The 12,388-nt window shown below is 37.5% G+C and carries 10 protein-coding genes; all 10 read right to left on the reverse strand.

What is annotated here, in order from left to right; genetic code table 11:
* Window positions 1-35 precede the first annotated feature (35 nt).
* Complete coding sequence (locus tag RIG68_RS21360) at window positions 36-1,301, reverse strand: O-antigen ligase family protein (protein WP_350126993.1); 1,266 nt, start codon at window positions 1,299-1,301, stop codon at window positions 36-38.
* Between the two features lie 564 nt (window positions 1,302-1,865).
* Window positions 1,866-2,750 carry a sulfotransferase domain-containing protein gene (locus tag RIG68_RS21365; protein ID WP_152001356.1) on the reverse strand — a complete coding sequence of 295 codons (885 nt, stop codon included), beginning with the start codon at window positions 2,748-2,750 and terminating at the stop codon, window positions 1,866-1,868.
* Complete coding sequence (locus RIG68_RS21370) at window positions 2,734-4,071, reverse strand: oligosaccharide flippase family protein (protein ID WP_350126996.1); 1,338 nt, start codon at window positions 4,069-4,071, stop codon at window positions 2,734-2,736. The genes RIG68_RS21365 and RIG68_RS21370 overlap by 17 nt, the downstream gene beginning before the upstream one ends.
* Window positions 4,072-4,080: 9 nt before the next feature.
* Complete coding sequence (locus RIG68_RS21375) at window positions 4,081-4,938, reverse strand: glycosyltransferase family 4 protein (protein ID WP_350126999.1); 858 nt, start codon at window positions 4,936-4,938, stop codon at window positions 4,081-4,083.
* A gap of 287 nt (window positions 4,939-5,225) precedes the next feature.
* Complete coding sequence (locus RIG68_RS21380) at window positions 5,226-6,134, reverse strand: hypothetical protein (RefSeq protein ID WP_350127002.1); 909 nt, start codon at window positions 6,132-6,134, stop codon at window positions 5,226-5,228.
* Window positions 6,135-6,219: 85 nt separating this feature from the next.
* Window positions 6,220-8,490, reverse strand: coding sequence for a GumC family protein (locus RIG68_RS21385; protein WP_350127005.1), 2,271 nt, complete (start codon window positions 8,488-8,490; stop codon window positions 6,220-6,222).
* Between the two features lie 5 nt (window positions 8,491-8,495).
* Window positions 8,496-9,320 carry a polysaccharide biosynthesis/export family protein gene (locus tag RIG68_RS21390; protein ID WP_350127008.1) on the reverse strand — a complete coding sequence of 275 codons (825 nt, stop codon included), beginning with the start codon at window positions 9,318-9,320 and terminating at the stop codon, window positions 8,496-8,498.
* Window positions 9,321-9,427: 107 nt separating this feature from the next.
* Window positions 9,428-10,171: a glycosyltransferase family 2 protein gene (locus tag RIG68_RS21395; protein ID WP_350127011.1), complete on the reverse strand. Its 744-nt coding sequence runs from the start codon at window positions 10,169-10,171 to the stop codon at window positions 9,428-9,430.
* Window positions 10,168-10,878: a hypothetical protein gene (locus tag RIG68_RS21400; protein WP_350127012.1), complete on the reverse strand. Its 711-nt coding sequence runs from the start codon at window positions 10,876-10,878 to the stop codon at window positions 10,168-10,170. Before RIG68_RS21400 ends, RIG68_RS21395 begins: the two co-directional genes overlap by 4 nt.
* 594 nt (window positions 10,879-11,472) lie before the next feature.
* The gene (locus tag RIG68_RS21405; protein ID WP_350127014.1) at window positions 11,473-12,381 is read right to left on the reverse strand and encodes a glycosyltransferase family 2 protein; all 909 of its coding nucleotides are present in this window, start codon (window positions 12,379-12,381) and stop codon (window positions 11,473-11,475) included.
* Between the last annotated feature and the right edge of the window lie 7 nt (window positions 12,382-12,388).

The raw sequence follows: 12,388 nt of genomic DNA on the forward strand, positions 1-12,388 counted from the left end.
TTACCTTTTCAGCTCTTGAACAGACGAATTCCAGGTTAGCTTACGAGACTGCTACTTTCTTTATTCCTCAGAGTAAATAAGACAGGTAAGACAATATAAACGATCGGCGTTGTAAGCCCTTGATAAAGGTTATTTTCTACTACTATTGCTGTGAGTGCTGCTAAAAATCCAATGACTATTAACCTATTATCATTTCTCTGTGCGGCAATATATTTTATCCCGTTTATAAACGCATAGAAATATAAAGAAAAATAGAGGAGAGAGGGTAATAGTCCAATGCTCATAATGTACGCCATATAATGGTTATGAACAATGCTAGCTGCGTGGTAATAATAAACCTCTGCATCGAACCCACTGCCAAAGAATGGATTCCTGCTTGCGGTGATATAACCTAAATGTAAAAGATCAAGCCTTTTTCCAAGCGCTTCCGACCCCATTGAGGCCATCCAGTCAAAAACATACGGCGCTACCAGCAAAGATATCAGAGAAATCAAAAGAAAGCCGCTCAACAAAATGAGTCTGTTTCTATCACTACGAGTAGAAAAGTCTAAAAAATAGAATACAATTAATCCAGCGGCAACTGCCAAAAGAAAGCTTCTGGATTGAAGGAAAATGAATGTTACGTAGACCAAAATTAACGAAAATAGAATCTTTAGGAATAACAAAGTATTTCTGTACTTGATGTTTTTAACGGTCAATGACAGTACCATAAAAATTGACACTTCCATAAAAGAGCCAAAAGCACCCATACCTAACCCTGAAAGCCCTGAACTCCTTCTAATATCGGACGTAATTCCCTCCGAATTTAATCTTGATCTTGCTGACACTTTTAACTCTTTGTCGAAAAATTCCTTTTGAAAATCGAACGCTTCAAATATAACTAGCATTAGCACGAGCAAAATGCCAGAAATTATAAAAGATCTTGATAACAAACCTAAATAGCCACCTTGTTCATCGGCTGATAAAATATAGGTTAGTGCAATTAATAAAATATAGGCTCCAAATATAGAAGTAAGGCTTGATGAATGCGCTGTATTGATATTTACCAATGAATGGTAAATGGATGTAGACAATACTACGAAGGCCACAATTAAAGCAAGTTTAACATATATTTTTATTTGCTCACCTTTAGCCAATGAATAAAGAAAAAGAAGAAATGCAAAAAGATCTATAACTATGGGAAGCGATATATGAATCGGCCCATCAATATAGAATTTTCTGAAAACCTCAGAAATTGGAACTAAAAAGATAATGGCACGATGCAAGTCTCCTTTGCTAACTTTTAACCCAATTCCCCCCATTGTGAAATTTTAATTTTTAATAAGGTTTCCACGAATTCTAATCCTTTCAATAAATTGAATTCAATCTAGTTTGAATGTTGGCGGCTATAGGCTCGTATTTAGCCGCCTTCCGATTCAAATTTATAACCAAGTATATTAATCTTCTTAAGAAGGCTGTAATGACAAATTTGCAATTCATTTGAACTTCACAAAAAAAATACAACGTGTTTGGGCTTTTTGCTTTTCGGAGACTTGGATATGTTGCTCTCTAAATTAGAACTTTTCTAATTACAAGAAATTCCTAGATCGAAGGAAGTGCTCAATCTTTTTGTAGAAGCTATTTTAAAAGCACCTTCGAAACCTTTCGTCATTATTTCCAAAAAAGGGTCTCAAACGGTGAGCCAATCGAACCTGACTTAACCTGTTGTCAGCATTGAGGATAAAAACGCTTAACTGGATGCCCTAAAATTAGAAATATTTTTGCACCAAATTTCCAGGTGAAGCCCATGCATGCCATAAAGTGTAGCCGTTCCCGACAATCCTGCGGACGCAATTGTGAAATCCACCGTTTTGATTTAAAAGTGATCATTTCCATTCAGATAAGTCTCTGGAAAGCAGTTCTTCAAGGTTCAAAATTTCTGATTTGTATAATCTAACCATATAGTCCCTTAACTCTTTTGGCATCTCCTCCCTGAACCTTGCTTTCTTTTTAATTAGTTGTCTTACAAAAGTCCTAACCATATGTTGCTTATGCTTAGGAACAATTTTACGAAATAATTTACCTAGCCCACTATTTCTGACGAGGGATGATAAATATAGAGACCTTGGCTGGCTTGATACATTTAGTTTCTTTGTGAACTCCAGTCGGCCAATTGGAGGAATTTTCAGGAAATCGAAAATCTTTTCAAGCAGTTTTGTCTCATCTTTCAGTTCATCATAAAATAGTATAAGGAACTTGGAAGGGCTAAAACATTTGAACCATGCCTTAAGTTGAATTGAATACAAGCCACAAGAAAAATATCTATGGAAAATGGGTTTACCATCTCTTAGACCATTGATATCTTCATCAACAGCCTCACGAAATGACTTCAACTCTACAAGATTAACTTTCCTATGAAGGTAATTGGACCAAGCCCTGTCGGTTGGATTTCTCAAGATGACAATAAACTTCAAATCATCATTTTTGAAGGTTTCTTGAATCCTTTTAGCTACGATGTGGGCGTTTCCCAAGTATGCAGGTGTTGATTCACCAATATATTGAATTTTCTCGCTCAACGCAGATTTATCAAAATACTTGTTGTAAAAGAAATTAACTCCCTCCGAAAACAATTCGTCATCCAGAAAGAATCTGGTCTCTTTATACTTCGAGAGGCAAATATTTGGATGATAATTAATAAGGTGGTGCAATGAGGTAGTTCCGGATTTTGGGGCACCAATAAGGAAAACCTTTTGCTTATTTTTTAAATCCATTTACTAGGCCTTTTATCTGTGTATAGTTAAATACAGTTGGGTTGATCTTCAGTTTCTTTCTCACAATAATCAACATCACCAAATTCCTCATGATCCATGATGTTACTGTGGCAATAGCCGCACCAGTTATTCCATAAAACGGAATCAGCGCAAAATTTAAGACAATGTTGACCATTGCAAACAGAAGCTCCAGACGAGACCCTATTTTATCGCTACCTGAAAGCATTAATAGAATTCCAACAGGCCCCGTGCTGACGGCGAAAAGTTTCCCAAATGAGAGTATCAATAAAACATTGTATCCAGGGATAAAGTCATTTCCAAATATCCCTAGCAACCTTTCCCCGAAAACAACAATTAGCAGGAAAAGAACAAACGACGAAGCACTCACAAATAAATTGAGAAAAAAAAGCTGTCTCTCCAGCTCTTTATTGCCATCCTGCTTTCTTGATCGAGTTATATATGGCTTAATTGTTATGTTTGCGACTATGGATGAAAAGGAGATTAGCATAATAACCTTGGACACTGCACCATAAATTCCTACCTCTTCAGGTGCCCTAAAAACCCCCAGGATTAATACATCTGCGTGCTGGTTTAAGATACTTGTGCCGCTAAAGATCAAAAAAGGAAACGATTCTGCAACGAGTCTAAATGGGTTAGCTTTTTCACTTTTGTGCAAGTGTAACTCTAAAGTTGCTTTTTCCTTGTTAATCCAGTAACCAGAAACCAATGCCCCAGTAAAGAATGCAAAAGCATTCGCAACTTGAGCATAAAACGGGCTTATCAAGGCATCGTTGATAACGACCGTAAGAACCATCACTAAAATAAGAACGAAATGCCTAATTATTAAAACTGGAATGTTAGAAATAATTGTCTTTTTAAAGGCAATTAATATGCTTTGGTTCAAATTTAAATAGGAAATGATTGGCAGCAAGACTAACAAAGAAATTGCCCATACAGAAAAATTAGGTATCTGGAATATATAGAGAAATAATAGCACCAAAGAACCGATCAGTAAACTTGACGCCATAATAAATAGCGGCGGAATGGACAAATACCAGCCAAGCAATGACCACTTGCGGCTTTCAATCGTATTCGAAATTTTAACTATCAAAGAGTTGTCAAAACCAAGACGAGCAAATAAAGAAATCAAAACTATCCATGAAAAAATATAAGTAATCAACCCAAAATCACTGACACCCAATATTCTTGCCAGAACGGTTTGACTCAATAAGCCCAGGAATGCCCCCGCTACTTGCACAAGTGTCACACCGGTGAGCTTTCTAAAAATATTTGATTGACTAATCCTCTTCAAAGGGTCCATTCTCATCGTCTATCCGATCTTGGCTTGCTTGCCCTTCGAAACGCTATCTAGTAGGTCGAGATACATTTCTCGCTGCCTGACCCAATTAAACCAATCCGGCCTTTGTTCGGGAACAAATTTTCCATTCAATATATATTTCACAAATTCATCAACACTAACCATCGTATTCATTACCAAATAAGGTATTTCAGCAACAGGAGAGGCGGCAATGGGTAAACCGCTAGATATAGCCTCGATAATTACATTAGGCAATGAATCACTTCTGGTGGGATAAATAAATAGATCACTAGCTTGGTAGTAATTTGAAATGTTTTCCCTTGATACAAAACCCTCATACCTGATCCTGGCATCGGAATTAGCTTCAAAATTTTCCTGAAAAGGGCCAAGCCCAATGATACAAAACTGGTATTCATCACTTTGCAAGGTAACACGCTTTATTATTTCAATTAGCCGGTCCGCTCCTTTTCCGTATGACAGGGTTCCCACGTACAAAATGAGTTTGCGCTCCGGTTTAAAGCCCAATGATTTTTTTAGCGCACCCCTTTTTCTGAAAGATGATTGCGGAAAAAGATCCGCCTTAAAAGGTTGAGGCAAAACAACCAGTCTGTCTTGGCTGAACCCCCTTCTCGCAAATTTATTTTTTGAATCCTGCCCTAAGACGACAAGCTTATTTGTTGTTTTAAAAAGGGACAAAATAAGGAGATTGTAGATGACATACTTCACTGCCTTTCGTAAAACACCAGAGGCCCTGTCCTTTTCGCCAAGAATATCTCCGGTTACACGTGTTATTGAGGGAATGCCATAATAGAGACTGAATAAGTTAACCAATATTCCAGATGGAAACGGATCGGAGAGATTAACAAGCACGTCAGGCTTGCGGTGTGTTTTAAGGAAACTTTTTAGGGCAAAGGCGCCAAAGACCAGTCCTTTGAAATTGAAAAAAAAATTCTTCTTATATACGTAGACCTCACAGCTCGAATTAATTAACGACCGATCGATGGAGGAGCCAATAATCAGCGATACAGCAACTCGTTCCTGTAGAAGCTGAATAAAATTTTCAAGAAACGTAATATTATTTGCCTTAAATGTCTTCGTGCCTAAAAAAACCAGGTTGACGGGAGGTTGCCTCATCGCTGAAAAAGGTAGGGTTTAATTCAAACGGCCGCTCGGCCAATTCTGTTCATAATATAATCTATTCTAGTTGATTGAGCATTAGTTATCCTTTCTCTCCAAAATACCGACACATCTGCTTCGTGGAAAAAACTATCTTCAATTCTAAGGTCATGGCTCGTCTTGTGTGTCAGCATCGAAGGGGTGAAAATATAGGAGGGGTGTATTGCCACATTTCGACCTGAAAGATTAGTTAGTATTTCTCTGGTAACTTTATACGGATCTTTATAAAGTTTTTCGTAGCTATAAACCGGAATACCCAGTTTGCCTAACTCATAGTTTGCAACTATGCTCGTTAAAGCCCACATCACGGTGATCTTTTCATATTCGAATTCCAATCCTTCTAACAGACTTTTCATTTCCTTTTCATTCCATAAAAAGCGATACTTACCGTTGATAACTTCGGCAGTAAATTTATGGTAGTGGAAATCAAAGCCAAACTCCATCCAAAACTGCGGCCTTTTAAGAATAGAGGCAACAACGGACTTAACTTCTCGTTCTAAGTATATGATCCTTTTCGAAACATTCTGATATAGCCAGGGAATCATAAAGTTTCCTCTAATCAATTTCATTCCAATAATATCAGATTCTCGCCAAATCATTTCCACATACTTTTCATTCACCTCCTGTAAATTAGCGGATAAATGATTTCGAATTAGCCAACGGTTATCGACTTCTTTGCCGAGACAACTTTTAAGGTGTTTCGATAATTGGTTATTCATTTCATCATTTAACCCGCTAGAATAGCAGGCGTGTTTTGCAAATGATAAAACCTCGGGATGCATCGGTTCAAAGAGTATCAACCCACCAAGAGATTTTGAAATAATATCCGACATCCAGGTGGTACCTGACCTGCCGAAACCTAAAATCAGAATGGGTTGTTCACTATCCATCTAAAATAAATGCTTTAGTTTAGCACAGGCTTCTATCAAAATCAGATCGCTTCTCGAAATAAATAGTTTGACATCAGTCATCCATCTAATTCAGATTGTTGTATAGAATTCCTATTTCCGAACTGATAATTTTCGTCTTTAATTGATTCAAAATCTCTACCGTTCGAAGCTGTGTTTTTTTATGCGAGACGACAAATACCGAAAAATCCACAAAAGTGCTCAGCGTTAGTGCGTCCGGCGTCAACTCTAAGGATGAGCTATCGAAAACGACGCAGTCATACGTCTTTTTTAACCTTTCCAAAAGCATCTCAAGTTTAGGCTTATTCATCAGAATAGTGGAATAATCCTTAGCTGCGCCAAGTTGAATAATTTCAAGGCCCCCAATGTCAGTTTTTCTTGCAAGTTTATCCAAATTCATATTCTCGATAAAAAACTCTTCCACTCCTTCAAAACCTGTGTAGCCAAAAAGCGAGGATAAATTTTTATTTCCATTGTCTAAATCAACTATCAAAGTAGAATAACCAGAGTTTGCAGCAAGAATAGCCGTATTTAACGAAGAAAAAGATTTCCCTTCGCCTTGTAAATAGGATAAATACAAAATGGTCTTTGGATATTCCTTGGAGGGCAGTAAAAGGCTCATGCTAACCCAAAAGTCCTTCAAGTCTTCAGAGATTTGTTCAAATTGTAAGTTCGGAAACTTTGCTTTGTTCATTGATACAGCTGGTAGACACCCAATAATAGGAATATCTGTTCCTCTCGTAATATCAAGTGGCGAATGAATAGTTGTTCGAAAAAAATCGTAAAACCCTATTCCCAGTATCGGCATGAAAAAACCAAAAATTATAGCAACGGAAACATTAAAGTTGCTCCTTGGGTAAATTCGGCTGGAAACATATGCTGGATCGACTAATCTCGAAGAAGTTTCATTGCCTTCCTTTGCGATTTCTGCTTCAGACTTCTGCTTCAGCAAATAAATATAGACCTCCTCATTTAAGTCAAATTCCCTCTGAATATTAATTAGCCTTCTTTCATCATTGGGTACTCTATCTAAATTCAACTCAACCTCTTTAATGAGTTTTTCAATGCTGCCAATTTGAATTTCTAAGGTGTTACGTTGATTACGAATATTTTCTGTTACCGCTCGCAACTTAACTGCAATTTGTGATGCCAGAGACAGTAGTTGCGGATTGATTTCTGAAACGGCAGTCCGCAACCTTGAGTATTGGTTAATTAAACTATTTAGGCTGGAAACCAAATCATTTAAAACTGGATCTGTAATTCCGGCCGTCGAAGGACTTATTAAAATACCCGCATCAGTCTTACTAAGGTAGTCAAGAGTGTATGAACAATACTTAAGTTGCACTTGATATCGGGCGTAGTCCTTTTCAAGTTCGTGCAGTTTGTTCAATGTTGAGATTCCCTCTTGGTTGATATTTATGATTTTGTTCTCTGACCTAAAATCCTCTAGTTTTGCCTCCGCAATCAAAAGATTCTCTTTAACGCTTTTTAATTGATTGTCAATGAAATCTATTGCCTCATTGGCCGATTTGTTTTTCAACTCTAATTCCCTGATCAAGTAAGAAGACATGAGCTCATCCAAAATTTCGATATCCAGTTCGGGCTTAGTGGAACTAAGGCTCAATTCAACAATGCTCGTCTTATTACTGATTGGTTTAATTTGAATCCTCTCTTTTAAAACTAGTGCATACTGACCAGGATGAGAATAGTTAATTCTGAATGTCCTTCCCAAATGCGATAATTCTATGTCTTCTTTTTTCTCAATTTGAACAATGAACCCGTGAAACTGAATTGGCACACCTAAGACAATTCTTACGCTATCAACGCCCAAGTTCCCGTTCCCTTGCGAAGAAATGTACCCTCCATTTTCATCCACTATCTTAAATAGGAATGTTTTGCGGTGCCCATCACCAGTTGTTTCAATAAGTCTGCAAGTAAAAAAGTCCACATCCTCATAGGCCTCAGACATCGGGCTTACTTCTTCTAAATCAATATTGAGGTTTAGAGATTCTGTAACCTTTTTGATTAAGTCATACGAGCTAAGGACTTCTATTTCATTTTCGATATTGGTAGTAGGGCTAAAGAACTCAAGTTCCTTCATAAATGTTTGGGATGCACTCTTCTTCTGATCGACAATATCCAAACTAGCCTTGACTAAATATCGAGGCGTAGAATACTCATTTATAACAAGAGCAAAAAAGGAGAATGAAATCAGAGAAAGGAAAAACCAAATTTTATAGTCCCACAAACGCAATAAATAGGAATGTATATCAATTGTATCTTTATCTTTACTCCTGCCAAGGTACTTAAGATAGTTTTTCTTGTTTAGAGTTGACATACCAATTAGTTGTTTACCAAAATAAAAAATAGCGCAATCGAAGAAACAGCCCCGACAATAATGGCTATGTCCTTTAAAGAGCCGACAACAGATTTAAATTCCTTTATTTTTAGTGGTTCAACATATATTTGATCTCCCTGCTTTATATAGTAAAATGGGCTATCAATTATCTCGATCTCAGTAAGGTCTACAAATTGAACAACTTGGCCGTCCGTAGTCTGTCTAATAAAAGTCACTTTCTGTCGGTTTCCTTCATTGGTTAAATCCCCGGCATTAGCAATAGCTTCAAAGATTGTTACCCGATCTTTCAAAACATTGTATCTGCCCGGTTTATTAAATTCACCAAATGCAGTATAAGTTATTCCACCCATTCTAACTAAAACGAATGGATCTATCATATAAAGTCGAAGGGCTTCTTCGATTAGGGTTTTAGACTCTTGCAATGTTTTTCCCTCAACATATATATTTCCGATTAGCGGAATCTCCACTTCGCCACTCTCTTTTACATCGTAACCAGAAAAGTAGTTCGCATTTGCTGCGGGATCAAGTTGCGTAGCCCTAATTGAATTACTTTTTGACTCAAATATTTCGGTGACAGCGGGATCAATTGACCTTATTTCAACGCTAATTATATCACCGTGCTCCAGCCTATAACCGCCTGTCGAGGAAGATGAAAATGGTCCGTGGTTTTCCGTTGAGCGAGTCCCTTGAAAATAAATCAATTTCCCATTTGGAATACATCCTGAAAGGAGCATTGAGAATAACGCACTGGTAAAAAACATGAGAAATGAGCTCCTTTTTTTGGGCTCTGTAACTTCTTTTAAATTCATTTTTTTTGATGAGATAAAATAGTGCAAAATGAACATCTTCAAATCTATTGAGTTGTGTTGAACGTCCAAGTCGACCTTTTTTCTTGTAATCTCTAGTACTGAATCCTCTAAAAAAACTGACCAAGTTTTCTCAAAGGCTTTAGACTAAGAGTATAGAGCTTTGGTTTTATTTTATTTATTTTCCACGCTTTTCTATCTTCCCTATTCGCTTGAACTCTATTTTTAATAGATCTGTTGCTTACTCCTCCATCCCTCATTTTTATGATAACCTGAGGCAGGTAGATACATTTAATCTCTTGTACAAATAAGAGTCTCAACATCATCTCGTAGTCTGCCGAAATATTAAGGGTTGGATCGTATAGGCCATACTTTTGGTAAATAGTCCTTCGAACAAAGAAAGTTGGGTGGGGAGGTGACCACCCGTAGTAAAACCTGTCCTTATCAAATGCGCCGCTACGCCACGACCTCACGACTTCACCGACATTATCTCTTTTAACATATTTTACGTCTGCATAAGACACGTCAACTGACTCGTCTTCAAATGCCGCTGCTATCTTTGTAATTACATCACCATCGACGTAAAAATCATCGGCGTTCAAAATACCAACTATTTCGCCCGTCGCCAGACTGATTCCCTTATTCATTGCATCGTATATTCCTTGATCAGGTTCGCTAACGATCTTTGAAATTCTATCCGAATACCTCTTTATTTTTTCAAGAGTACCGTCAGTTGAGCAGCCATCTATGATAATATATTCGATATCTTCGTAGGATTGGTTCAGCACAGAGAGGATACAACCCTCAATAAACTGTGAGTTGTTATAAACAACCGTTATTATGCTGATTTTCATAATGTGCTACTTTTGCTCAATGGAATTACGGCATTTTTATCCGGCTCAGAAATTTGTAGATGGAGCAACATCAAAAACACCGAAGTAGGAAGCACACCTCTCGTCACCAGATAATATTCGGTGATTAAATTAGCCAAAATATATGTGCAAAGTACTATCAAGAAAGGAGCAAAGTACGGAATTCGATTATTATTCTTTGCCAGAAAAAACGTACTTCTAACAAGCCCAACAATAATAAAAACCATTAGAACTAGCCCGAAAACCCCAAGAAATCCATTGGTTGAGCCAATAAGGCCATCGTACCATGTTACGTAATTAGAAATAAGCCCAACGCCAAACAAGAAAAACGTGGCCGACGTCTGCTCAAACGACAAGAGAAGCTTTCTTATGCGACTCATTGAGCTATCATCCCCACTGTTGAAATCCATCGCTCTTTCCGCAAGCGCTATCAAACCTCTATCGAAATCGATCTTTGAAATAAGGTAAATGCCTCCAATCAAAATGATAACGGCCAGGTAAACCGTCTGCTTTCTAACAGTGCGAAAACTTCTGAAGCTAATAAGAATGTGCAACAATTGAGAGAACATCAATACGGCTATGCCTGTCTTTGAACCCGTCAAAACCATGGCCGGCACCGACGCGACGTTGATAAATATCACCATAAAATGATGATGCCCAAAGATTTTTTTCCAGTGAAAATTGTACATGACAAGGCTCATCGCCAAGTAGCAAGAATAAAGGTGTGCGTCAGATTGATATAAGTTACCAGAAAAGGGAAAACTTGGCCTAAAAACACCGTGAATTCTGCCAGTTATCCTGAGAAACAGGTAGATGTATACCCAGGCACTCAGGAAGAAGAACGTCCACAAAAGTAATTTGTTAAGCGTTTTCAGCCGACTAGGACTTATCCGTATTGAATTAAGTATGAAAATTGGAAAAATGGGCACTAGAAATTTATAAATAAATCCAATGTTTTGAATGTTCCTAACTCCAAAAGCCCAGAACCCAATCACGCTACTGATTGAAATAATAACTAGCAGAGCCAATATTATCTGAAAAAGCGATTGTGATATTTTTATTCTACCAATCACAGACAAAAGGGATAAAACCAAAAAAATGTCTGTGAACCTGAAAGGACCAGCTAACTCCTTATTAATTGGCAATGAAATTATTGCTAGACATAGAAAAACATATGCAGGCTCAATTTTGATATCCCTCTGAAGGATGTTAATCGTAAATATCATCGATAGGTAAACTTCATCTTGAGATTCAAAAACGTTAACTTGTAAATTTAGGCAAAACTAATGTTTTAAATCATCAAACTTCCACTTGATTCGGGTTACGATAGACGCTGCGGATGGAAAGAAACAAATTAGCAGGAGTTTACCTTTGTGAAGAGTCTTTAGCTTGGATCGTAATATATTTCCAGTTTTAAAGCCTCCCGTAAGTAATGAGTTGTATTCCACTGAATAATCAAAAATATCCGATTGATGCATACCTAATCTCTCCCTATTTTTCAGAAGACAATCAACAAGTTGAAGCATTCTGCGAGCTCTAAAGTTTACTTTTGCCTTGCCATAATTCAATATTCCTCCAAAGGTCTGATTAGTATGCTGCCGGTATAGGTAAAGTTTTTCTTTGATGTGTAGTATGTCTTCGGCTCGCCTCTTTATCATGAACGAGAACCAAACATCCTCAAAAGGCAGGTCTTCTGGCATCGGGAATACCTGTTCCGCTATTTCTCTTTTCATTGACCAAGCCCACCTCGGAATGCTGATCATGTATTTCAGAACATCTTCATAGGTTGCCGAAATGATAGATTTGTTAACGTAGTAGTTGCCTATTGTCTTTAGCTTTTGATCAACCACGAAGCTGTCATGGCAATGGGCATCAAAATTTTTCAAATCATCATACTTTGCAAAAAAAGCTGGGAGCAAAACATCATCGGCATCTATGCATTTGATTATCTGTCCCTCAGAAAGACTGAAACCGTAATTGAGGCCCTGTACTTTGCCCGTGCCTGTGTTGTTATAAATCTTAATCCTTGAATCCTTTAAGGAAACTTCATGCACGATTTTATACGTATCATCCTCCGAACTATCATTTACCACAATAAGCTCCCATTTAACAGTTTTCTCCTTTTGCAGGGAAAGAATGGATTCTCTTATATAGGAGGCTGCGTTCTTTGCAGGCATTATAAAGCTTATCATTAATAGG

Source organism: Imperialibacter sp. (genome assembly GCF_040222385.1).
Classification (GTDB): Bacteria; Bacteroidota; Bacteroidia; order Cytophagales; family Cyclobacteriaceae; genus Imperialibacter.

What these genes read in the sequence shown, in the direction of transcription:
- RIG68_RS21360 (WP_350126993.1), bottom strand. Translation starts at nt 1,301, where the DNA reads ATGGGGGGAATTGGGTTAAAAGTTAGCAAAGGAGACTTGCATCGTGCC.
- RIG68_RS21365 (WP_152001356.1), bottom strand. Translation starts at nt 2,750, where the DNA reads ATGGATTTAAAAAATAAGCAAAAGGTTTTCCTTATTGGTGCCCCAAAA.
- RIG68_RS21370 (WP_350126996.1), bottom strand. Translation starts at nt 4,071, where the DNA reads ATGGACCCTTTGAAGAGGATTAGTCAATCAAATATTTTTAGAAAGCTC.
- RIG68_RS21380 (WP_350127002.1), bottom strand. Translation starts at nt 6,134, where the DNA reads ATGGATAGTGAACAACCCATTCTGATTTTAGGTTTCGGCAGGTCAGGT.
- RIG68_RS21385 (WP_350127005.1), bottom strand. Translation starts at nt 8,490, where the DNA reads ATGTCAACTCTAAACAAGAAAAACTATCTTAAGTACCTTGGCAGGAGT.
- RIG68_RS21390 (WP_350127008.1), bottom strand. Translation starts at nt 9,320, where the DNA reads ATGAATTTAAAAGAAGTTACAGAGCCCAAAAAAAGGAGCTCATTTCTC.
- RIG68_RS21395 (WP_350127011.1), bottom strand. Translation starts at nt 10,171, where the DNA reads ATGAAAATCAGCATAATAACGGTTGTTTATAACAACTCACAGTTTATT.
- RIG68_RS21400 (WP_350127012.1), bottom strand. Translation starts at nt 10,878, where the DNA reads ATGTACAATTTTCACTGGAAAAAAATCTTTGGGCATCATCATTTTATG.
- RIG68_RS21405 (WP_350127014.1), bottom strand. Translation starts at nt 12,381, where the DNA reads ATGATAAGCTTTATAATGCCTGCAAAGAACGCAGCCTCCTATATAAGA.